19 protein-coding genes and 1 tRNA gene are annotated in these 21,899 nt (G+C 44.1%); 15 read left to right on the top strand and 5 right to left on the bottom strand.

Features of this window, described 5'->3' with window-relative positions; genetic code table 11:
* The first annotated feature begins 2 nt into the window (after positions 1-2).
* The 9 genes from tolA to R7Q46_RS06265 all read left to right on the top strand — a co-directional run bounded on the left by tolA (position 3) and on the right by R7Q46_RS06265 (position 8,402).
* Complete coding sequence (tolA, locus tag R7Q46_RS06305; protein ID WP_042522108.1) at positions 3-1,070, top strand: cell envelope integrity protein TolA; 1,068 nt, start codon at positions 3-5, stop codon at positions 1,068-1,070.
* Between the two features lie 12 nt (positions 1,071-1,082).
* Positions 1,083-2,435 (top strand): Tol-Pal system beta propeller repeat protein TolB, encoded by a 1,353-nt coding sequence (gene tolB, locus R7Q46_RS06300; protein WP_005387925.1) that lies wholly within the window; start codon positions 1,083-1,085, stop codon positions 2,433-2,435.
* A gap of 30 nt (positions 2,436-2,465) precedes the next feature.
* Positions 2,466-2,990 carry a peptidoglycan-associated lipoprotein Pal gene (pal, locus tag R7Q46_RS06295; protein ID WP_005378293.1) on the top strand — a complete coding sequence of 175 codons (525 nt, stop codon included), beginning with the start codon at positions 2,466-2,468 and terminating at the stop codon, positions 2,988-2,990.
* A 15-nt stretch (positions 2,991-3,005) separates the two neighbouring features.
* The gene (ybgF, locus tag R7Q46_RS06290; protein WP_005378285.1) at positions 3,006-3,758 is read left to right on the top strand and encodes a tol-pal system protein YbgF; all 753 of its coding nucleotides are present in this window, start codon (positions 3,006-3,008) and stop codon (positions 3,756-3,758) included.
* A 251-nt stretch (positions 3,759-4,009) separates the two neighbouring features.
* Entirely contained in the window at positions 4,010-5,071 is a 1,062-nt protein-coding gene (gene nadA, locus R7Q46_RS06285; RefSeq protein ID WP_047100825.1) for a quinolinate synthase NadA, read from the top strand.
* 118 nt (positions 5,072-5,189) lie between these two features.
* Complete coding sequence (locus tag R7Q46_RS06280) at positions 5,190-6,233, top strand: potassium channel protein (protein WP_017635053.1); 1,044 nt, start codon at positions 5,190-5,192, stop codon at positions 6,231-6,233.
* A complete protein-coding gene (locus R7Q46_RS06275; protein ID WP_005378281.1) occupies positions 6,233-6,649 on the top strand; it encodes a DUF350 domain-containing protein in 417 nt (138 codons plus the stop codon). Before R7Q46_RS06280 ends, R7Q46_RS06275 begins: the two co-directional genes overlap by 1 nt.
* Positions 6,650-6,657: 8 nt before the next feature.
* Positions 6,658-7,227 (top strand): DUF1190 domain-containing protein, encoded by a 570-nt coding sequence (locus tag R7Q46_RS06270; RefSeq protein ID WP_025766906.1) that lies wholly within the window; start codon positions 6,658-6,660, stop codon positions 7,225-7,227.
* Positions 7,228-7,235: 8 nt separating this feature from the next.
* Entirely contained in the window at positions 7,236-8,402 is a 1,167-nt protein-coding gene (locus R7Q46_RS06265) for a glutathionylspermidine synthase family protein (RefSeq protein WP_047100822.1), read from the top strand.
* Between the two features lie 73 nt (positions 8,403-8,475).
* On the opposite strand, the gene R7Q46_RS06260 is transcribed toward R7Q46_RS06265, so the two are convergent.
* Entirely contained in the window at positions 8,476-9,087 is a 612-nt protein-coding gene (locus tag R7Q46_RS06260) for a YecA family protein (protein WP_005378278.1), read from the bottom strand.
* Between the two features lie 51 nt (positions 9,088-9,138).
* On the opposite strand from R7Q46_RS06260, the gene R7Q46_RS06255 reads away from it, so the two are divergent.
* The 3 genes from R7Q46_RS06255 to R7Q46_RS06245 all read left to right on the top strand — a co-directional run bounded on the left by R7Q46_RS06255 (position 9,139) and on the right by R7Q46_RS06245 (position 12,743).
* Positions 9,139-11,559: an ATP-binding protein gene (locus R7Q46_RS06255; RefSeq protein WP_149191980.1), complete on the top strand. Its 2,421-nt coding sequence runs from the start codon at positions 9,139-9,141 to the stop codon at positions 11,557-11,559.
* A 502-nt stretch (positions 11,560-12,061) separates the two neighbouring features.
* Positions 12,062-12,511 carry an L-alanine exporter AlaE gene (locus tag R7Q46_RS06250; RefSeq protein ID WP_005378276.1) on the top strand — a complete coding sequence of 150 codons (450 nt, stop codon included), beginning with the start codon at positions 12,062-12,064 and terminating at the stop codon, positions 12,509-12,511.
* A 144-nt stretch (positions 12,512-12,655) separates the two neighbouring features.
* A tRNA-Ser gene (locus tag R7Q46_RS06245) sits at positions 12,656-12,743 on the top strand.
* 273 nt (positions 12,744-13,016) lie between these two features.
* Here the strand turns inward: R7Q46_RS06245 and R7Q46_RS06240 are convergent.
* The 3 genes from R7Q46_RS06240 to R7Q46_RS06230 all read right to left on the bottom strand — a co-directional run bounded on the left by R7Q46_RS06240 (position 13,017) and on the right by R7Q46_RS06230 (position 15,820).
* Positions 13,017-13,145: a hypothetical protein gene (locus R7Q46_RS06240; protein ID WP_017635045.1), complete on the bottom strand. Its 129-nt coding sequence runs from the start codon at positions 13,143-13,145 to the stop codon at positions 13,017-13,019.
* 348 nt (positions 13,146-13,493) lie between these two features.
* Positions 13,494-14,486: a cytochrome d ubiquinol oxidase subunit II gene (locus tag R7Q46_RS06235; protein WP_149191924.1), complete on the bottom strand. Its 993-nt coding sequence runs from the start codon at positions 14,484-14,486 to the stop codon at positions 13,494-13,496.
* Positions 14,487-14,488: 2 nt separating this feature from the next.
* On the bottom strand, positions 14,489-15,820 hold the full coding sequence (locus tag R7Q46_RS06230) for a cytochrome ubiquinol oxidase subunit I (protein ID WP_149191923.1): 1,332 nt from the start codon (positions 15,818-15,820) through the stop codon (positions 14,489-14,491).
* A gap of 816 nt (positions 15,821-16,636) precedes the next feature.
* Here R7Q46_RS06230 and R7Q46_RS06225 point away from each other — a divergent pair.
* A complete protein-coding gene (locus R7Q46_RS06225) occupies positions 16,637-16,885 on the top strand; it encodes a hypothetical protein (protein WP_005378271.1) in 249 nt (82 codons plus the stop codon).
* Between the two features lie 5 nt (positions 16,886-16,890).
* Here the strand turns inward: R7Q46_RS06225 and R7Q46_RS06220 are convergent, their stop codons facing one another.
* Positions 16,891-17,880 (bottom strand): Solitary outer membrane autotransporter beta-barrel domain, encoded by a 990-nt coding sequence (locus tag R7Q46_RS06220; protein ID WP_149191922.1) that lies wholly within the window; start codon positions 17,878-17,880, stop codon positions 16,891-16,893.
* A 774-nt stretch (positions 17,881-18,654) separates the two neighbouring features.
* Here R7Q46_RS06220 and R7Q46_RS06215 point away from each other — a divergent pair.
* Both R7Q46_RS06215 and R7Q46_RS06210 read left to right on the top strand, forming a co-directional pair.
* On the top strand, positions 18,655-20,292 hold the full coding sequence (locus R7Q46_RS06215; protein ID WP_149191921.1) for a methyl-accepting chemotaxis protein: 1,638 nt from the start codon (positions 18,655-18,657) through the stop codon (positions 20,290-20,292).
* Positions 20,293-20,758: 466 nt separating this feature from the next.
* Positions 20,759-21,898, top strand: a complete 1,140-nt coding sequence (locus R7Q46_RS06210) for an efflux RND transporter periplasmic adaptor subunit (protein WP_042522092.1) — start codon at positions 20,759-20,761, stop codon at positions 21,896-21,898.
* Position 21,899: the final 1 nt, after the last annotated feature.

The following is a 21,899-nucleotide window of genomic DNA, read 5'->3' as shown; positions in this document are numbered from 1 at the left end:
CTATGAAAGATCACAAGAAGAAACCCAACCAATACGCCAAACCGATAGCAATATCGGTTGGTTTGCATGCAATTCTAGTTGCAGCCCTGCTTTGGGGGACGGACTTCAACATGTCTAAACCAGAGCCTACAGGGCAAATGGTTCAAGCTGTTGTCATCGATCCAAAACTTGTGCAGCAACAAGCGAAAGAAATTCGCCAGCAACGCGAAAAGGCAGCGAAAAAAGAACAAGAGCGTCTTGATAAACTGAGACGCGAAGCAGAGCAGCTAGAAAAAAACCGCAAAGCTGAAGAAGAGCAAATTCGCAAGTTGAAAGAGCAGCAAGCGAAAGATGCTCAAGCGGCGCGAGAAGCAGAAGCTGCACGTAAGAAAAAAGAGCAAGAGCGCAAGCAGGAAGAAGAACGTGTTCGCAAAGAAAAAGAGCGAGCTGCTAAGCTAGAAAAAGAGCGCAAGGAAAAAGAAGAAGCCGTGCGTAAAGCTGAGCAGGAGCGTTTAGCAAAAGAAGCGGCTATAGCAAAAGCTGAGCAAGAACGTTTGGCTCGTGAAAAAGCAGCAAAAGAAGCGGAAGAAAAAGCACGTCGTGAGCGTGAAGCTGCTGAAAAAGCTGAACAAGAGCGCATTGCAAAAGAGAAAGCGGCAAAAGAGGCAGCGGAGCGAGAGCGTAAAGCGAGAGAAGCAGCTGAGCGTGCCGAGCGTGAGCGTAAAGCTCAAGAAGCCGCGTTAGATGATATTTTTGCGGGTCTCGAGGATGAGGTCAGTAAAAACAGTGCTGCGCGCAATCAATTTATTGACGACGAACTTTCTCGTATGTCATCCATCTATACTCAAAATATTCAGCAAAAGCTGATTAAGGATGACTACTTGCTGGGAAAGGAGTGTAGGGTAAACATCAAATTGATTCCGACAGGAACTGATATGATGGTCTCTGGTGTTACCGTTTTGAGTGGCGATACTCGAGTATGTGCTGCGGCGAAGCGAGCAATAGCTCAGGTAGGGACGTTCCCTAAATCTTCAGAATCAGCGGTCAATGAAAGACTAAAAGACATCAACATAACTGTTGCTTTGGACTAAAAGGAATAAGACGTGATTAGACGCCTTTTACTAGGAATGTTTGTACTGTTTAGCAGTATGACAAATGTGGCGAATGCCGCATTAGAGTTGGTCATTACCGATGGTATTGATTCAGCACGACCAATTGCTGTTGTTCCGTTTAAGTGGGAGGGCACACAAGCGCTTCCAACGGATGTTTCTGCTGTTATCGCCTCGGATTTACAACGTAGTGGTAAATTCAGCCCAGTTCCAACGAGCAAAATGCCACAAACACCGTTCAGTGAATCAGAAGTTAATTTTGATGCTTGGACCAATTTAGGTGTGGATGCGCTATTGACTGGTTCAATCAAGCAAAACGACCAAGGTGACTACGTTATCAACTATCAACTTGTTGATATTGTGCGTGGTCAGTTAACAGGTGGGAAGAGTAAGGCGCTTGGTAGTGACGGTGAATTGGTTCTGTCAAAAGATCATGTGCTGTTCAATAAAGTAGCCACTGTTCAAGGGCCTCGTATGCGTGAGTACGCTCACCGTATCTCTGATTTGGTGTATGAACAGTTAACTGGCGACCGTGGCGCTTTCATGACTCGTATTGCATATGTGGTAGTGAACGATAAAGACCGTTTCCCTTACCAACTTCGAGTCGCTGATTACGATGGCTACAATGAGCGTCTGGTTTTACGTTCTAAGCAACCATTAATGTCACCAGCGTGGTCACCAGATGGTAAAAAGCTTGCGTATGTTAGCTTCCAAAATGGCCAAGCAGAAATCTTCATCATGAACATCTACACCGGTGAACGTGAGAAAATTACTTCATACCCACGTCACAATGGTGCGCCAAGATTTTCGCCAGATGGCAATAAGTTAGCGATTGTTCTTTCTAAAACAGGCTCGCTTCATGTTTATACGTTTGACCTTAACACTCGTAAGCTGACGCAAATTACGCGTGGCAGATCAAATAATACGGAACCGTTCTGGCATCCGGATGGAAAATCGTTGATTTTCACATCGGATAGGGGTGGTAAACCACAGATTTATCAAGTAAATTTGGGCAGCGGTTCTATTGACCGTTTGACTTGGCAAGGCAGCCAAAATTTGGGTGGTCAGATTACTCCTGATGGGCGATTCCTAGTTATGGTGAACCGCAGCAACGCAGGATTTAATTTGGCGAAACAAGATTTGGAAACTGGTGCTCTTCAAGTCTTAACTAAGACCTTGCTTGATGAGTCTCCTAGTATTGCCCCAAACGGTGGCATGGTTGTGTATAGCTCGATTTACAACAAGAAAAACGTACTATCGATGGTGTCAATTGATGGTCGATTCAAAGCTAGATTACCGGCAACAAATGGGCGTGTTCGAGCGCCTGCATGGTCACCGTTTTTGTAGTAATAAGTTTGATTAATAAAGGAAAATAAGATGCAACTGAACAAGGTTCTAAAAGGGCTACTAATCGCGCTTCCTGTAATGGCTGTTACAGCGTGTAGTTCAAGCGACGACGCTGCTTCTAACACTGGTGCAGCAACAAACAACAATGGCGCAGTGGAAACAACAGTAGCTACGCCAATTGATCAAAGCGGTCAGTTGACAGAGCAAGAGCTAAAAGAGCAAGCGCTACGTGAAACTCAAACAATCTACTTTGCTTTTGACAACTCAACAATTGCAGCAGATTACGAAGAGATGCTAGCGGCTCACGCTTCTTACCTAAGCAAGAACCCAGCACTTAACGTAACTATCGAAGGTCACGCTGATGAGCGCGGTACACCTGAGTACAACATTGCTCTAGGTGAGCGTCGTGCACAAGCAGTAGCGAACTACCTACAAGCACTAGGTGTTCAAGCTGACCAAATCTCAATCGTTAGCTACGGTGAAGAGAAGCCACTTCTTCTAGGTCAATCAGATGAAGTTTACGCTAAGAACCGTCGCGCGGTTCTAGTATACTAATTCGAGGTAATCCTCATGTTCAGTAACACTAAGCGCGCTGTTGCGCTTACGTTACTGGCAAGTGCAGCGAACTTTGCGTTCGCTGCACCAGCTCCAGTATCCGATCTCAACAGCACATCATCCGTCTCTAAGAGCCGTTCATCTGAAACGGAAGTAGAACGTCTAGAACGTTTGCTACAAAATCGCAATCGCGTTCAGCTCCAAATGCAACAGCAAATTGACCAAATGTCACAAGAGATCAGTGAATTGCGTGGTCAATTAGAGCGAAATAGCTACGAAATGAAACAAATGTTGCAACGTCAACGTGAGTTGTTTGTCGAGCTGGATCGTGTTCGTGGAGAGATAAAATCCACACCTGCACAAGAAGCACAACCTGTGAAAACAGGTGGCCAGTACACTCCAAATGTTGATGAGCAAACGGCATATCAGAATGCAGTTGACCTCATTCTCAAAAAGCGTGATTACACTGGCGCAATTGCAGCGTTCCAGCAGTTCCAGAAAGATTATCCTGATTCTACATATTCAGCGAATTCTCACTACTGGTTAGGTCAGTTGTACTTCGCTAAAAAGCAGGATGAGGATGCAGTGAAAAGTTTTGCCGCTGTTGTGTCTTATAAAGACTCCAACAAGCGAGCCGATGCGTTGCTTAAGTTAGGCGAAATCGCTGAGCGTAATAACAATGCAGCTCAAGCGAAAAAGTACTACCAACAAGTGGTTGATGAATACCCAGGTAGTGCATCTGCAAAACTTGCCAGCTCTAAGCTGTAAGACGTTATGTTTTGAAAAGGAAGCCTCGGCTTCCTTTTTCTTTTCCATTTTCTGTTGGTGCAGAACGGCTAAGTCGATAGCAATGATGCAGAGCCTCTGACCTTGTGTTGCACCGAATTTCGCTACTCGGAAATGCTACCTGTAACAAAGATATACGGCTAGACCGCTAGAAATCCCCGCGACAAGTTGGTTTTTGAAAATTAACGAGGTTACAATACTCGGATTAAAGGAAGTTGCGTAGAGCATGAGCAATGAGCCATATATTAGATAAAATCGACACTGTTTACCCATTCCCACCGAAACCAGTTCCATTAAGCGAAGAAGAAAAAGCATCTTACATTGAGCGTATTAAAAAGTTACTCAAAGAAAAAGATGCGGTACTTATCGCGCACTATTATACCGACCCTGAGATTCAAGCCCTAGCTGAAGACACTGGCGGGTTTGTTGGTGACTCGTTGGAAATGGCGAAGTTTGGTAATCGTCACCCTGCAAGTACATTGATTATTGGTGGTGTTCGCTTTATGGGCGAGTCGGCCAAAATTCTGACACCAGAAAAGCGCATTCTAATGCCAACGTTGGAAGCGGAATGTTCGCTCGACCTTGGCTGTCCTGCGGATAAGTTCAGCGAGTTTTGTGATGCTCACCCTGATCATACGGTTGTAGTTTACGCAAACACCTCAGCAGCGGTTAAAGCCCGTGCCGACTGGGTCGTTACATCGAGTATTGCGCTTGAAATCGTGGAACACTTAGACGCTGAAGATAAGCCAATTATTTGGGGACCAGACCGTCACCTAGGATCGTACATCGCTAACAAAACTGGCGCAGATATGCTGCTTTGGCAGGGTGAGTGTGTGGTTCATGATGAGTTCTCTGCTGATGCGCTACGAAAAATGAAGAGCGTGTATCCAGATGCGGCTATTTTGGTTCACCCTGAGTCACCAGCAAGCGTCGTAGAACTTGCCGATGCCGTTGGATCAACGAGTCAGCTGATCAAAGCAGCGAAAGCGCTTCCTCACAAACAAATGATCGTTGCGACAGACAAAGGCATTTTCTTTAAAATGCAGCAACTTGTGCCAGAGAAAGAACTTATCGAAGCGCCAACCGCAGGTGCAGGCGCAACATGTCGCAGCTGTGCACACTGTCCTTGGATGGCAATGAACGGTTTGAAAGCAATTGAGAAAGCGCTTAGTGAAGGTGGTGAAGAGCACGAGATTTTTGTTAACGAAGAACTGCGTGTTAAATCCCTTATCCCGCTTAACCGCATGCTAGATTTTGCTGAGCAGCTAAATATGCAAGTGAAAGGTAATGCTTAAAAAGTAGGCGTAACTGAAAGTAAATCTCAAAAACCAGCCGAATATGGCTGGTTTTTTTGTGTCTTACTATCAATGAGTTACTATTGATGCAATCAATGAATATCGAGGTCATAAATTTATGGCGGTGTGGTTAGTAGTTAAAAAGTGGCTTAGTTCCCACCTTTTTAAATTGAGCAACCGAAGCCTTCTCATCTTTAGTGGCTTATATGTGAGCCTTTCATGGTGGCTGCTGGTTCTCGCTGGTGAAACAGCATTAACAGACAGTTTCGCTAACTTTATCTATTACCTCATGGTTACGGCGAGTACGGTGGGTTATGGCGACCATTCTCCAGTAACAGATTTGGGTAAATGGGTTGTCGTACTATTTGTAATCCCCGGCGGTTTGAGCTTATTCGCCGCATTATTGGGGCGTGTCGCTGGAGCAGCGATGGACTATTGGCGAGCGGGTATTTTAGGAAAACGGAGAGTAAGAGTGGAAAACCATATTGTATTGTTGGGCTGGAATGGATCGAGAACGATGCACCTTATTCGCATGTTACAACATGAAGAAGAGGGAAAGCGTCCGATTGTTTTATGCAGCCGTTCAGAAATAGAGAACCCGTTACCTGGCGAAATCAGTTTTATCAAAGTGACCAGTTATACCGATTCGCAAGAAATGAAAAACGCCAATATTGCCGAAGCCGCTTGCATTATTGTGGATAATCTCTCGGACGACATTACCTTGTCAGCCGCTCTATACTGCGCATCTGTAAACCCTTCCGCTCATTTGGTCGCTTACTTTAAAGATGAAGCGCTAGGCCGACTTCTAAGTCAGCATTGCCCGAAAGCGGAATGCATACCTGCTGTTGGCGCAGAAATGTTGGCAAAAGCGGCGGTTGACCCGGGCTCAAGTGCGCTTCATCAGGAGCTTTTGGCTTCAACACGAGGTATGACGCAATACTCAGTTATTTATCCTGAGGGGCAGTCTGCCACCACTATTGAGAATCTCTTCGTTTTTCTCAAAAGACGCCATCATGCCACGCTGATTGCTTTTGATATTGGCGATGGTATTCAACTCAACCCAGATTTAGATGCTGAAGTACCCGCGAGTACCAAGCTGTTTTACATTGCAGATGAACGTATTGAAGATTTTGCCTGGAAAGAAATGAACAAGGAACAATAATGCACATGATTGCTGGCCTGTTAGCAGGCTTCCCAAACTTTTTACTCTATTTCTCTGTTTCTATTATTTTTGTATTGGCGTTTAAGTTCATCTACGTCAAGTTGACGCCATACGATGAGTGGCATCTGATCAAAGAAAAACAAAATACAGCAGCAGCGATTGCGCTAAGTGGGGCCTTCCTTGGTTACTGTCTCGCGATTTCGGGGGCGGCAAAAAACTCAGTCAATATCGTCGATTTTATGGTTTGGGGCGTTGTTGCAATGCTTGCTCAAATTATTGCATTTGCAATTGTACGCTTTATTTTACTTCCGAAAGTGGCAGAGCGTATCGAAAAAGATGAACTGCCAGCCGGTATTGTATTAGCAGCAGTTTCTGTTTCGGTTGGCGTATTGAATGCCGCTTGCATGACTTACTAGGAGGAACGATGAAGCGGAGTTCTAACGTTAAACGTTCTTCCATGGACAAAAGCTTAAAGCTTGGGAAAATTCTTCCCTTTGCTGCCTTTGGTGGTATTTTCTTCTTTGCTACGTACGAGTCAAAAACAGAAGGGTACATTTTTTCTGATGCTGATGAGTGTAAATCTAACTCGCCTGAGTTTAGTGAACAGTGTGACATTGCATACCAAGAAGCTTTAGCTCGTGCCGAACAAAATGCCCCTCGCTACCGCAGCGAGTTCGAATGCGAGAATGATTTCTACGAGGATGATTGTTACTACAGTTCCAGTTCCCGAGCTTATGTACCTAACTTTGGCGGTTTTTTTTACAGTCGCTCATTAAGCGGATTGAAAGGTTATAACAAGAGCTATTACTCAGAGCCGATGTACCGTTATAAATCCAAATTCTATAATGGAGCAGGACAATTCTTTGGCTCCTACCGAAACCAGCCGACCAAAGTTGCGACTAATAGCCTTAATAAACGTGGTGGCGGCACCATTGGCAGGGCGATGTCTCGAGGCGGGTTTGGTAAAGCGGTGTCGGTCAGTCGAGGCGGTTAAAAAGCACTATGTTTCGACGAGAAATACAAGAGCGCGAAAACTGGCGCGAATTAGCACGCCAGTTTGGTTTTGGTTTCCATACCATGTATGACCAACCGTATTGGGATGAGAGTGCTTACTATCAATTCACGCTTGAGCAAATTGAGCGCGATATAGAAGCGCCCACTGAAGAGCTGCATCAGATGTGCCTGGCTATTGTGGATGAAGTCGTTCGGAGTGAGTGGTTGCTGACGCAATGTGCGATCCCTGAATCTATGTGGGAGCAGGTCGCTTCTTCATGGAGACGAAGCGAACCTTCGCTTTATTCGCGGCTGGATTTCGCGTACAACGGGACCTCGCCAGCAAAATTACTGGAAAACAATGCGGATACGCCAACCAGCTTGTTTGAAACTGGCTTTTGGCAGTGGGTGTGGCTAGAAGATGTTGTAAATAAAGGTCGAGTTCACCGTAGCGCGGATCAATTCAATATTCTTCAAGATTTTTTGATCGAGCGCTTTGCCGAAATAGCAAAATACCAACCAGGACAAACACTTCACTTTAGCTGCTGCAAGTACACTGAAGAAGATAAAGGGACTGTCCAGTATTTAGAGGATTGCGCGCGAGAGGCAGGGTTAGCAACGGCATTCGTGCATGTCGAAGATATTGGAGTGACGGAAGATGGTCTGTTTGTGGATGCTGACGACAGAGCGATTCGTTGGATGTTTAAGCTTTACCCTTGGGAGTTTATGTTTGAAGAGGAATATGCGAAGTACTTAGCGACTGCGAACGTAAACTGGTTAGAACCGATGTGGAAGTCGATTCTATCCAATAAAGCACTTTTACCGTTATTGTGGGAGCGCTTTCCTAACCACCCGAACCTTTTGCCCGCTTATTTTGCTAACGATTCAAAAGCGAACACTATGAGAGATTATGTCATCAAGCCACTATTTTCTCGAGAGGGCGCGAACATCGAGATCGTCATCGATGGAAAACGTTTTGTTAAAACGTCAGGGCCTTATGAATCTCAATTCAATATCGTCCAGCAATACCATCCACTACCTAAGTTTGGGCAAAACCATACGTTAATTGGCAGTTGGTTGGTCAATGATAGAGCTGCCGGTATTTCGATTAGGGAAGACAGTAGCTTAGTGACTCAAGATATGGCGCGGTATATTCCACATGTAATTTTAACATGATCAAAAAAGCTCTCCATTTGGAGAGCTTTTTGTCTATTCAGCCGTTCAATCTTGATGGTCGACAGCGTTGCGTCTATTGTTCTTCAGCTAATGCAACACCGCGCTGGGTAAGACCACATAACATCACTGGCATTGCATTGAAGATTTCCTCAAACTGCTCTAAGCCTTCCATACCTTGTTCGGCCAATGTTTCAATGGTCGTTTCTGGGTCGTAAAGCATAGTAAGAGAAAGTAAAACACCACCGAGTAGGGCATTATCTTCGCTATCCTCAGGCATCAACGTTTCCCAGTCATCACGCGCAAGTTGCCAGCCTTGTAATACACCTTCACAGAAATCGCGAGCCTGACTTGTTACAATGTCTTGCTCATCTAGCGCGCACCCTGCAGGCCACTGCCAAGTGCCTTCTAGGAGAGCGGGACGAGTTTGGTTCCACATTTGTACAATCTCGTCAATGTATTGCTCTAGTTGCTCACCGTCAGTAAATGGCGCTGTTTCTTCTCCACCCCATAAGAATGGCAACCACTCTTGAGGCATTAATACGTTTGGCGCTGCAGCCATCGCTGTTACAAAGCCTTGAGTTTTTGCTAGGTTTAGTAGTTTACCGTCAAGTTCTGGGAGAGAAAGGATGTCTTGTAGTTTCAAAATAGAATACCATTTGTTAATGGGCTGGTTGATTGCGCTCATCTTACCAATCAATTAGTGATAAATCGATATTAGGGAATGATTCACACATCTATGGAAATTCGCTCATCACTTAGAAAAAAAAGCATTCTCGCCCTAACACTTTACCTGTGCTTCTTTATCGCCACTATCGGTTCTGTCGCCTATTTGGTTGTTGAGCCACCGGTTAGACAAAAGCTAGAGCAAAACCTAGAGTTACGTACCCAACTCCTGGCTCTTGAGATAAAAGAGCCCCTCCTCAGTTCTACAGGTGTATTGAGCAGCTTAGTAGGGCTAGCCCAAGGGACTGAAAATATTCAATCTCTCAACACAATAATTCCACATATTCTTCAATTGAGTGACAAGATGCTTGTTAGTGGTGGCGTATGGCCTAAACCCGAGCTCAAAGCAGAACAATGGAGATATAGAAGTCTATTCTTCAATAAAAACAGTGATAGTGGTATTGACCAAATTCACTCCTACAATAACCCCGAATCTGGCGGTTATGATAATGAACCCTGGTATGTCGCTGCCGCCGATGCTCCGGTAGGTTCTGTTAGTTGGTCTACGGTTTACATCGATACCTTTACTCAGGTCCAGATGATTACCGCGTCTTCTCCGTACTACCAAAACGGTCGATTCGCTGGAGTTGTAACGGTAGACCTATCACTTGATGCACTTTTTCAGTTTATTCGAGAGCACACGAACCAGCATTCTTTGGGGGTAGTGGTTCGCGATGCTGACTCAAACGTGATTATTGAGCACAACTTTCAACTGACGGACGAAATTTATGTCAGCGAGCTTGATTTCGGAGAGTTCGATTGGCGCATGGAAGTTGTCAACGCAAAAGCTAAAGTCGCCGATCAAGTGTTTGAACAAGTGATGAGCGTTGAGGGGAGGATCATTCCATTTTTGCTCTTGTGTGTCTTGGTCGGTTACTACTTACTGAATCGCTATATTGTTGAACCAATTGTTCGCATTGCCGCTAAGATTGACGACTCTAAAACAGGTGGGATCATAGATATTGAGTACGATAGCGATGACGAAATCGGACAGCTTATCGAGAAGTTCAATGAAAAGACGATCTATTTGGAGCAGGAGAGAATAAAAGCTCAGGCTTCGACAAACGCTAAAACGGCATTCTTAGCCACATTGTCCCACGAGATTCGCACACCAATGAACGGTGTACTAGGAACTGCCCAGATACTGTTAAAAACACCACTTACCGATGAGCAACGTAAGCACCTGAGAACACTTTATGATTCAGGTGATCACATGATGACATTACTCAATGAGATTTTAGATTACTCAAAAATTGAACAAGGGCATGTTGAGTTTGAAAATAAGCCTTTCCCAATTGAGTCGATTATCGGCAGTATCAAGAGTGTTTATCAAACGCTGTGTGCAGAAAAAGGTCTTCGCTTTAGAGTAGTCTCGCATTTACCAACGGGTCGTTGGTACAACAATGACAAAGCCCGTTTGCGTCAAGTACTGTTCAATCTACTCAATAACGCTGTTAAGTTCACCGATCGTGGCATCGTAGAGGTAGAGCTAGCCGAGAAATCGAGTAAGGCAGGCACCAAGCTGATACTAAAGGTAAAAGATACAGGAATTGGTATTTCAAAAGAGGCACAAAAACGCATTTTTCGTCCTTTTGAGCAAGCGGAGTCATCAACGACTAGACGGTTTGGTGGAACAGGGCTTGGTTTAGCAATAGTCAAAGAAATCGCGGAACATATGGGTGGGCAAGTGGTTGTAGAGAGTCAGGAGGACGCTGGAACGACTTTTACTGTCGAAATTGCCCTTACACCTTGCAAGCCAGGTAAAGTAGAGTCAATCAATACACATAAATTGAACTGTAAAGGGTTGAAAGCACTCATTGTTGAAGACAACCGAACAAATGCGATCATTATGGAAACTTTCCTCCGAGCCAAGGGCTTTGAGTGCACAAGTGTCGAAAATGGTCAGCTTGCAGTCGATGAGGTTGCGATCAAACCATTTGATTTGATACTGATGGATAATCATATGCCTGTTCTAGATGGCGTTGGGGCCATATCAGCCATTCGAGCAATGAGTTCACCTGCTAAGTCGGTACTGATTTTTGGCTGTACAGCGGATGTGTTCAAAGAAACACAAGAGCGTATGATTAATGTAGGAGCAGATCACATAATAGCGAAACCAATAGTGGAGTCTGAATTAAATGATGCACTGTATCTTCATGCGACACAGTTATATCAGTACCAATCGGACTTTGATGGAAATGCAGCAGATAGCTTTAATGCTGAAAAGTGGTTACTCAACTTCTATGTCGCTCTAGATAATGGACATCTTAATGAAGCACTTGAGGCTATTTCAGCGATCATTGCGGAGGCTCCCCTTGAACTCAGTGGCGACGTTTCTTCAGTCGCCGAACGGATAAGAAGTAACTTAAAGCGTCAGCAATCCCCGGACCAAGATGATATCGATACATTAACGATTTTGCTGGCCTCACCATAACTGAATCAATATGGCGCAACTGTAAATTGTTCTTACTATTCATACGTCATCCAGCGTCGTCACAAACTCTTCTAACCTGCAATGAACAGGCTTGCAGTTTTACTTTTACGAGTAAAGCAGCAAGACCTTCTACTGTGATTATATCGGTAATACTCTGAATTTTCGCAGCTTGGTAGCATAAGCTATAGGAGTGACTGTTTACAGTCCGAGTTTTGTTCTAACTTTACGTCAAAATAATTATCGTAACCCCTTTTTATGTAAGTGAAATCCGTGTTTTTGTACCATTTTTACGTAATTTTAGGCGTTTTTACTCGCCATTGGTGAAAAAAACTACTTTTACTTTAAAAGTTGGTTATAAATTTACAACTTAATTTTAAATACAGAGCCATAAGCTAGTTTTTGTGTGTTCTAATTGCATCATTAACTGGCTTGATGTCTTTTTAGTGGTTAATAGTTTTATTATTTTTATTAATTGCAGTGTTTGATTTTAAGGGTTTTGTAAATGAAGTCTCGTGGACCATTTTGTATTCGTCACGCCGCAGCGGATACCTTTGCTATGGTTGTTTTTTGCTTTATCACAGGGATGATTGTCGAGATTTTGATTTCAGGGATGACATTTGAGCAATCTCTAGCATCGCGTACGCTATCGATTCCAGTGAATATCGCCATTGCTTGGCCGTATGGGGTTTTTCGTGATTGGGTGCTGCATCAAGGTAGTAAGGTGTCGCCGTCTTCCTTTATGAAAAACATCTCTGATCTGGTCGCTTATGTACTATTTCAATCTCCAGTTTATGCGGGTATCTTATTCGCGGTTGGCGCGTCTACAGATCAAATTGTGACCGCAGTGGCAAGTAACGCTGTTATTTCTTGTGGCATGGGTGTGTTGTATGGGTACTTCTTGGATATGTGCCGCCGTTGGTTCCGTGTTCCCGGTTATTCTCAAAGCATGTAAATGCCCCAGTTTTGCTCAATTTAGTTACTTAGTGAGCAATCGATTCGAAAAGGGCGCTTTTTTTTATGTTTAGCCTTGACCATCAGGCACATAATCATTAAATTAGCGCCTCGTTAGCCAATGATGCTAACCAAAATTTGATTCGGTGAGTTGTCCGAGTGGCTGAAGGAGCACGCCTGGAAAGTGTGTATACGGCAACGTATCGAGAGTTCGAATCTCTCACTCACCGCCACATTCTAAAAGGTCTGATTTGTCAGGCCTTTTTTCGTATCTACACTAAAGTAATGCGTCATTGAAAGTACACAAGAGTGCTCAAGGTGCAAGCGCCATTCTATCTACAAGCCAACTATTCACATCTCACCTCTATACAACGCCAAAATTGAAGAAGCTATACAGAGGCAGCCATAATCTGATTGGTGCGGGTTAGCCCATCCGCTTTAATCTAGAATTTAGCACCCATATCACATGAGGTATGAATACGGCCACAAGAATGAACGTATTGCTACTAGATGCTAAGCAAAACAGCCATGAACACGAATACAACAGCAATCATACCAAAGAGATCTGTGTTTGGATTGAGGTCATCTGGGTTAAATTTTTCAATGCTTTGCGTCGTTTTGCATCTTATCTTCATGTTCTTGTCCTTATTTCATGTACTATTTCAACAGCAACATAACATGCAATTGAGTGTTCACAAGTCATAAAAAGCATAAGTATACTTGCACCTCATTGAGCGCAAAAAATACTCAAAGCGTTTTAAAGTGGCGGTCTACCTTTTGTAACATCAAATGTTCTTTCTGTTTTTGTGCCTGTATCGCTATATTTGAGAAACGGTTATCTCGTTCTAGTTAGGAACAAACTACTGGCTGCCGCTACATTCTCTCAGCGTTCCCACTCAGTCGCTTTGGGTAGATACTTTAGTCGTGAGTACTGCAAAAAAACGCCGCATGAGCAGCGGCGCTTCGTTGAGGAATTCCCTTTCCTACTTGTAGCTAAGTTCTGTCGCTTTGCCTTTGAAGATCCGGTATACCACAAAGGTGTAAAGCAATATCACCGGCATAACAATCATCACACCGTAGCCCACGATTATTAACGTCGCAGGCGAGGAGGCGGCCTCTTGTGCGGTCATTAATCCCGGCACAACTTCTGGGAAGAAGCTATACGCAAGCCCGAGAAAGCTCAACGCGAAAATGACAGTGACACCAAAGAAAGGCCAGCGCACACCCAGATCATTCACCATTGGAACCTGACGCAAATAGCGATCAACTAGGAAGATGGTTGCCAATACAATTAACGGAACTGGGGCAAGCAACAAGATTTCTGGGAAGCTGAACCAACGCAAGGCAACTTGTTGATTTACAATCGGGTTTACAACGCTAACCACCAAGATTCCTAAGGCCGCTAACCAACCAGCACGGCGAGACCAACGGGCCGAGCGTATTTGCAAATCACCTTCCGTTTTTAGTACTAACCATGCGCCACCGATGTAAACGTACGCCGCCGCTACACAAAGTGCGCTTAACCAAGCAAAGCCAAATGCTTCGGTTGATTGTTCAAATCCCATGATGTAACGACCCACCATGTAACCCTGAGTTAGTGCGGTGATTAGCGAGCCAATTCTGAAGCACCAATCCCAATGAGGTTTATGATCCGAGTTCGCTTTGGCTCGGAAATCGAATGCCACGCCACGCATGATCAGTGCGATAAGCATGATGGCGGTCGGCATATAAAGCTCCGTCAAAATCAAGCTATGAGCGGTAGGAAAGGCAATCAACAAAATACCAACGGCTAACACCAACCACGTTTCGTTCGCGTCCCAGAAAGGGCCGATAGACGCTATCATTCGGTCACGTTGCGCTTCATTATCACTTGGCAAAAGGATACCGACACCAAGGTCGTAGCCGTCGAGCACGGCATACATAAAGACCGAGAAGCCAAGCAGCAGAAGATAAATTTCTGGTAGATAGTTGAGCATGATTAGGCCTCTTGTTGTGTCAGTGGGACTTCATGGGCTGCAACGTCTTTGCGCGCCAAATAGAATAGGGTATGGATGTACGCAACCAGCAATGCAGCATAAATGGCTAAGTACATAATGAGCGAAGTCATCACGCTACTGCTCGCAACCGTGGTGACGGCTTCGGATGTTCGCAATACACCGCTGACCAACCAAGGTTGTCGACCAATCTCAGTAACATACCAACCCGCCAGTGTGGCTATCCAACCAGAGAACGTCATGGCTAATACTGTGTATAGGTAAGGTTTAGGTAGCGCTTTCTTGCGTGTTAGCTTCACCGCGCCATACCAGCTAACCAGCAGCATAAGGACACCTACACCAACCATCACGCGGAAACCAAAGAACAAGGGCTTCACTGGCGGGTGGTCAGGCGCAAACTCGTTAAGTCCCTGGATTTCCCCGTCTAAGTCATGCGTAAGAATCAAACTAGCCAACTTAGGGATGCCCACTTCAAAATCATTGCTGCGAGTTTCTTCATTTGGCATCGCAAACAGAAGAAGGGGCGCGCCTTGCTCGGTCTCCCACACACCTTCCATTGCTGCTATTTTTGCAGGTTGATGTTCAAGCGTGTTTAACCCGTGAAGGTCACCGACAAAGATTTGTACCGGGATGAACCCAGCCGCCGCGAACAACGCGACTTTTAAGCCAAGTTTGGCTGAGCGATGATCTGGCTTTTTCATTATTTGATAAGCCGAGATACCCGCAATCAAGAAGCTGGCAGTCAGCGCCGATGCTAATAGCGTGTGTAGAAGACGGTACGGTAAAGAAGGATTGAAAATGACTTCTTTCCAACTGGTCACATGAACAATGCCGTCAATCACTTCATAGCCACTTGGTGTGTGCATCCAGCTGTTAAGCACCAGAATCCAAAATGCGGACATACTTGTCCCAACAGCAACCAGAACGGTGGCGAGAGTATGAACCCATTCCGGTACTCGTCCTCGTCCAAAAAGCATTACACCCAGGAAGGTGGCTTCCATAAAGAAGGCGGTCATCACTTCGTATCCGAGCAATGGTCCAGCTACGTTTCCGACTCGTTCCATAAAGCCTGGCCAGTTGGTACCAAACTGGAAACTCATCGTAATGCCGGATACCACACCCAAGGCGAAAGTGAGAGCGAATATCTTGACCCAGAAGTAATAAACATCGAGCCATACGGGGGCTTGTGTGCGGTTATATCGCCATTTGAAAAACACCAACATCCACGCCAACGCAATGGTGATGGTCGGGAAGAGAATGTGAAAGCTGATATTGGCCGCGAACTGGATCCGCGACAGCATGAGGGTATCTAACATCTTGGTTCCTCAAAAACGTGCCATACTAAAAATCGTGTCTATCTGTAATTTAGTTACGAAAAGTCAGGCAGTTTGGATTCATGTATCGAGAAATACAGGTGATTCTGTTTTCTTCTAACCATGATTTATATCAACTAAGACAAAGAAAGGAGTGTAGGAAATTGTCTCAAAATGCCACTAATAGTCGCGAGAAGTGAGTAAAAGAAAGCAAATGTAACTGAAGGAGCATGGATTAAGATTAGTTCGAATTATCCTTATGATGGTTTCGATAATCCTGAAATAAAATTACAAAAACAATATTTTTAGTAAGGAAAATTGCCTTGCCTTCACTTTGAACCTCCATACTATTTATACACTAGTCATGTCGAGATCATCTCAAACACAGCAAACTTACTGGCAGTTAAGGTGGGAAACTTTAGCTAATTGATAAACTTAAAATTGCACTGCTAATGACATGTGCATCATAAGTTCGTTAGCACTCGACCAGAAGTGCGATAGGCTACATTTTTATACTAGCGAACGATTTGGCGCTAGGTAATTCGGTTTTCACTAGATCAACAAGTCGACTGCGGACCATTTTCGATTCCTGATGAGTTTCAATCCAAACTGACACTTACTTTTCAGCAAGTGTGCTAGTGTCTTTCTTGTTATTTATTAAATAATTAATAAATGCCGATCTGGTAAAGAGAGTTGTGGACAGCTATCTCGAGCAGTAGACTGGCGCTAGCCAGAGAGTCTGACTTTGAGGGGGGCATTCTACATGAACTTTGGATTCTGCCACCGCAAAGCTGATATTGAATTTGATGGAGATGGATAATGAACGACAGTTGGGCTAATTTCTTTCCTTACTTTGCTGGAGCTTTTAAGCTTATTGTATTAGGGATAGGAGCCTACTTAGCCATTAAATGGCATTTTGACGAAGAGCGAAGGGTAAGAGAAGCGGAAGGTGTAGTGTTTGATAACCCAAGTCTCATGAAAAAGTTTGCGAAGACGCTAACTCTGCCATTCCTTTTGTGTCTTCTAGTTCTTCTTGTTATATATGCTACCAACTGGTTCCTGTACTGACAGCGTTATTGTTTGTTGTAGTAAAGTTGAATGCTGCCACCTCTGAGAGTCGAGCCGTAGTTGAAGTTAACGCCTATGCCGAAATTGTCTAACCAATCAAAGGGCTTTGGTGCATAAAATAGCCATCCTATAGAAGCTTCGTAGTAATGCGGGCTTCCCAGTTCATCGCTTAAATCATGCGAAAGGTCGACTCTTTTAATCCCGGTAAATAAAGCTTGCTCACCGTGATAAATATTGTAGTAACCGGTGATTTCATTAGATAGGTACCAACCTTTAGGGTTGCCTATATTGCCGTTATTTGCGCTTCCCCAGCTGTGCCCCATGAATGAATTCAATGTCGAACTGGCATGCCATTTCCCCCAACTTGTGGGAGACGTGTATTTGGCTTTAATGGATGGTTGAACTATTGCCGCCCATGCTGAAACGTTAACGGCACGGCCGTCTAGGATTCTTCCAATGATGGAGGAAAGTTTATTATCGGTAGAGAATGAGTTTTCATAACGCATAAGGTGAGTCGTCGTTCTGGTGCTAAGGGTGACGTTTTCACTTGCTTTGTATAGGTACCCATAACCAATCGACGCACCGTATGTCCTTTCCTTGAGAAGATCCTTACTTGTGCCGAATAGTTTGAGATCATTCTCTGTTTGTATCGTAAATGCCTTAAACGACAGCTCATGTAAGTCCTCGCTGCCCTCTATGTCAAAGTTAGTCGTGTAAGGGAGAACATATACGGATTTGCTTCGACGTTCATTGATTGACTCGTCAGTCCCGAACTCTGGGTTGGCGGTATCAAATAATGCATTCGGATCAAAGTCGCCAATACCAAACGCAATTGCGTCAGTATCGGACAGCAAAACCGCGATAGAAAAACGTTGTTGGAGAAGGTTGCTAATTTCCTTATCTAGTGGATCCGCTTGAGCTGTGTTAGGAAGAGAGAGTAGGAGAGCGAGCGAAACGACTCGCCACTCCACTGAGGCGAAGTTGGGTTGGAACATTTTGGCTCTTTCAAATGGTTCATGCATGGAGTTTTTGGACGTACCGGTACGCTAACATTAGTTTAATCGTTGAATGGTCGGTGTAACTTTGAGAAATCTATGTTTTCTCATATTGATATGAAAAAGTTCCTTAAACGAGTTTAGCTTCAATGTGTATGCTGCACCAGATTTGTTTAGCAACATCATTCTTTTCTGAAGATGTAGCAAGACTTTGTGACTAGGTTGCATTATTTTCTTTAATGCGTCTCTTGAGAGGAAAATAGCAAACTTTTTTATTGCCTTGGCGCTCAAGAAAATCTGAATCGTTCACTGTGCTACTGGTTAACTTCGAAAACTCGTAAGCATCCTGTCTGCCAACATCACGACTAACATCATCAAGGAGTACCCTTAAATACGTCAGATAAACAATGTTTTTTTTGAGCTTTAGAAGAAATGTTCGGACCTTTGCATATTCCGCGGTGGTGCTCAATCCAAGAACTGTGTTTTGTATGTGTTCTCAGTAAATCATTGAGTCGATCTATTCTTCAAAATGTGGTCCCTTTTAATTCACTTTCTGTTACATATTTTTCGTTTTGAAAGAGCATTTTAATTTGCATCTTTTGAAAAGACCTCTTTGTTAAATTTTGTATAAAATCAACTAATTGTTGAAATTAGAACCCTTGTCAAAAAGTCATTAGATTTCATGTTGAATAGCCTCTTTTACCTAATAGTATACTCTATTTGTTTGATATAATTTCCGGCAGTTTGTATACCATAAATAAAGAGAGTCTATTCATGTTCCAGAACTTAACGATCAAGCAGAAGATAGTGATTCCGCTGTCATTGATTATTGGATTGTTTATTGTGAGCTCTGTATTAAACGTTATGACAAGTTGGAAGCAATCTGAATTGAGTGAGACACTCAACGAACGGATCGTGCCGAACTTATTAACGATTGAGGATGCTTACCGCGATCTTTACCAAGCTACATCTGCAATCCAAGGTGTTGCTCTTTCTGATACTCAAACCGATATTGATCACCACATCGGTGAATACAAAGACAACGCATACAAAGCGCTGCCGCGTATGGAACAAATGATTGAGCTATCGCAAGCCGGTGTGACGCCTTCTACACATGGTAATGAAGTTCGAACGCTTGTCTCTTTGGGTGAAAAATGGTTAGCAAGTTATGAGGCGATGCTACGTTTACCTCAATCTCAATGGCGTGGTTACTACAATGAGCACAAACATACCTTTGAAGACCAATTTATCGAGGTTAGAGCACAGCTTAACGTTGTAAAAGATGCAATAGAAGAAAAGCAAAGCCAATTGAAGGACGAAATATCAGCGGCTGCAACAAGAGCAGAACTCATTCTTGAAGCGGGCATTGTGATTGTTATTCTGGCCGCTATTGCGATGGCGTTTTTGTTGTTGCAAACGGTTGTGAAGCCTATCAATAATATTAAAAATGCGATGACAGAAATTGCGTCCGGTGAAGGTGATCTAAGTCAGCGAATCGATGTAAAAACACAAGACGAAATTGGCAATTTAGCAGACGCATTTAACCAGTTTGTGTCCAAAATTCAAATGACAGTCGCTCAGGTAATTGAAAGCTCAAATACCTTACGTAACGAAATGGCAAATCTTAGCTCGTTGACCACGACCATCGCGAATTCGACCGTTTCTCAGCAAAAAGATAGCGAGGCGGTAGCGGCGGCAGTGCATGAAATGCAAGTCACCAGCAGAAATGTAAGCGATAGCGCTAACGAAGCTGCGGTTGCGAGCCAAACAGCGAATGATGAACTTACCAATACCAATGTTATTTTGGATCAAACGGTTAGCTCAATTCGTAGCCTCGCAAGTGAAATCGAAAGCGCAAGCCACGTCATTAACACATTGGATCATGATGTGAGTAACATTGCGTCCGTACTGGATGTAATTCGTGGTATTGCCGAGCAAACAAACTTATTAGCGCTTAACGCAGCCATTGAAGCGGCTCGCGCTGGAGAGCAAGGGCGAGGCTTTGCTGTGGTAGCGGACGAGGTTCGTTCTTTAGCCAGTCGTACGCAACAGAGTACGGGAGAAATCCAAACCATGATTGAAAAGCTACAATCTGGTGCAGGACAAGCTGTAGAAGTGATGCGCGGTAGCCAAAATAGCAGTGATGAAACGATCAAGTCCGCTGGCCGAGCGAGTGAATCCCTTTCTGAAATCTTGAACGCGATTTCACGTATGAACGAGATGAATACACACATTGCAACGGCTGCGAGCCAGCAAAGTACAGTAAGTGACGAAGTAAATAGCAACGTACAAGGCATTGCAGACAGTAGCACTTCAATTGTGGAAATCGTAAACCAAGCGCAAGCTTCTTTAGCCATGTTGTCAGAGCAAACTCAACGTTTAGATCATCAGGTCAGTCAGTTCAAAGTATAAGCTTGAGAACAGCAATCTCACTGACGAAATAACCCGCTTCTTAGCGGGTTATTTTTTAGATAAGTGGCGAACCTGACTTGTGAAATTTCGACTATATTTACATTCCTTTCTCACTTTAGTTCGTATACCAGAGTGGGCAAATAACCCTAGACAGCGGTAACAAACTCTGTACAGCGTGATGATGCTTTTATCATCACTTTTGCTGCTTTTTAACCATTGCAATTGCACACAGGAAAATGTGATTTCCAACCCAAAATCTTCAAATTTGAGAACTTCATAACACCTTTACCATAAACGTTTTTCGTAAGCGTATAGAACTGTAAATTTTGTTGTATGTACAACACTGGGTATTTATCATCCTAATTAATTTGTTCTGGATATACATCCTTTAGTCATTATTAAGTCATTCTAGAAGCTTTTAATAAGGAATCTTGAAGGCTTGTCGGTAGATAAGAGAGAAAAATTCATGAGACGTAAAACCACGCTATCTCTGCTGATTGCGTCGAGCCTTTTTGTGGTTGGATGTCAACCTAGCGAAGAAGGATCGAGCCAAGGAGGGGGGCCTGCGCCCGCAACCGAAGTAGAAGTGTTAACAGTGCAGCCAACGCGCCAAGCATTGACAGTAGAGTTGCCGGGTCGTAGCCGAGCATTCAAAGAAGCGGAAGTTCGTCCGCAAGTCACTGGCATTATTTCGGAGCGAAATTTTGTTGAAGGTGGCCTTGTTGAACAAGGACAGTCGCTATATCAAATTGATGATTCATCATTTCAGGCGGATTTGCTGAGCGCTGAAGCGGAATTAATCCGTGCGCAAGCTGCGGCAGAGTCGACCTATGCCACGGTGAAGCGTTACAGAACCTTGATCACCAAAAAATCCATCAGCCAACAAGACTTGGATGAAGCAGAAGCGGCATACAAAGAAGCGAAAGCGCAGGTCCTAGTCGCAAAAGCCAAGATCAACACAGCAAAAATCAACTTAGATTATACGCAAGTCAAAGCTCCGATTAGCGGGGTGATCGGTAAATCGAGTGTGACAGCGGGTGCGTTGGTTACGGCTAACCAAGCTGCCAAATTAGCGACCATTCAGCAGCTTGACCCTATCAATGTTGATATTGTGCAATCATCCGCGCAACTGCTGCGTTTGAAAGCATCACTCTCCCAAGGCCATATGCAAGAAGATGACTCTGCGCAAGTTACATTGATGCTTGAAGATGGCAGCACTTACGAACACAAAGGCACAATGAAATTTACTGAGGTCAATGTGAACGAAAGTACGGGCAGCGTGACGCTTCGTGCCGAATTCCCAAACCCTGACGGTTTGTTGCTACCTGGAATGTTTGTTCGTGCGACGGTCATTACTGGTGTCGACCCTGATGCGATTCTAATACCACAAAATACGGTATCTCGTGATGCGACAGGTAAAGCGACAGTGATGACGGTTAATGGCGAGAACAAAGTGGAAGCGAAACCAGTGAAGACTGCCGAAGCGATCAATAGCCAATGGCGCATTATTGATGGTTTGAACGCGGGTGATAAAGTCATTACCGCCGGTTTACAAAAGGTAGGGCCAGGCAGTTCGGTAACTATCCAAAACGGTGAACAGGAGTAAT

The organism is Vibrio sp. 811, assembly GCF_033339195.1.
The sequence above is the reverse complement of the archived record's forward strand: the minus strand, read 5'-3'. Positions and strand labels throughout refer to the sequence as shown.

Excerpts from the sequence above, each read along its gene's own strand:
- tolA (WP_042522108.1), top strand. The coding sequence starts at position 3 with ATGAAAGATCACAAGAAGAAACCCAACCAATACGCCAAACCGATAGCA.
- pal (WP_005378293.1), top strand. The coding sequence starts at position 2,466 with ATGCAACTGAACAAGGTTCTAAAAGGGCTACTAATCGCGCTTCCTGTA.
- ybgF (WP_005378285.1), top strand. The coding sequence starts at position 3,006 with ATGTTCAGTAACACTAAGCGCGCTGTTGCGCTTACGTTACTGGCAAGT.
- nadA (WP_047100825.1), top strand. The coding sequence starts at position 4,010 with ATGAGCCATATATTAGATAAAATCGACACTGTTTACCCATTCCCACCG.
- R7Q46_RS06280 (WP_017635053.1), top strand. The coding sequence starts at position 5,190 with ATGGCGGTGTGGTTAGTAGTTAAAAAGTGGCTTAGTTCCCACCTTTTT.
- R7Q46_RS06275 (WP_005378281.1), top strand. The coding sequence starts at position 6,233 with ATGCACATGATTGCTGGCCTGTTAGCAGGCTTCCCAAACTTTTTACTC.
- R7Q46_RS06270 (WP_025766906.1), top strand. The coding sequence starts at position 6,658 with ATGAAGCGGAGTTCTAACGTTAAACGTTCTTCCATGGACAAAAGCTTA.
- R7Q46_RS06265 (WP_047100822.1), top strand. The coding sequence starts at position 7,236 with ATGTTTCGACGAGAAATACAAGAGCGCGAAAACTGGCGCGAATTAGCA.
- R7Q46_RS06260 (WP_005378278.1), bottom strand. The coding sequence starts at position 9,087 with ATGAGCGCAATCAACCAGCCCATTAACAAATGGTATTCTATTTTGAAA.
- R7Q46_RS06255 (WP_149191980.1), top strand. The coding sequence starts at position 9,139 with ATGGAAATTCGCTCATCACTTAGAAAAAAAAGCATTCTCGCCCTAACA.
- R7Q46_RS06250 (WP_005378276.1), top strand. The coding sequence starts at position 12,062 with ATGAAGTCTCGTGGACCATTTTGTATTCGTCACGCCGCAGCGGATACC.
- R7Q46_RS06240 (WP_017635045.1), bottom strand. The coding sequence starts at position 13,145 with ATGAAGATAAGATGCAAAACGACGCAAAGCATTGAAAAATTTAACCCA.
- R7Q46_RS06235 (WP_149191924.1), bottom strand. The coding sequence starts at position 14,486 with ATGCTCAACTATCTACCAGAAATTTATCTTCTGCTGCTTGGCTTCTCG.
- R7Q46_RS06230 (WP_149191923.1), bottom strand. The coding sequence starts at position 15,820 with ATGTTAGATACCCTCATGCTGTCGCGGATCCAGTTCGCGGCCAATATC.
- R7Q46_RS06225 (WP_005378271.1), top strand. The coding sequence starts at position 16,637 with ATGAACGACAGTTGGGCTAATTTCTTTCCTTACTTTGCTGGAGCTTTT.
- R7Q46_RS06220 (WP_149191922.1), bottom strand. The coding sequence starts at position 17,880 with ATGTTCCAACCCAACTTCGCCTCAGTGGAGTGGCGAGTCGTTTCGCTC.
- R7Q46_RS06215 (WP_149191921.1), top strand. The coding sequence starts at position 18,655 with ATGTTCCAGAACTTAACGATCAAGCAGAAGATAGTGATTCCGCTGTCA.
- R7Q46_RS06210 (WP_042522092.1), top strand. The coding sequence starts at position 20,759 with ATGAGACGTAAAACCACGCTATCTCTGCTGATTGCGTCGAGCCTTTTT.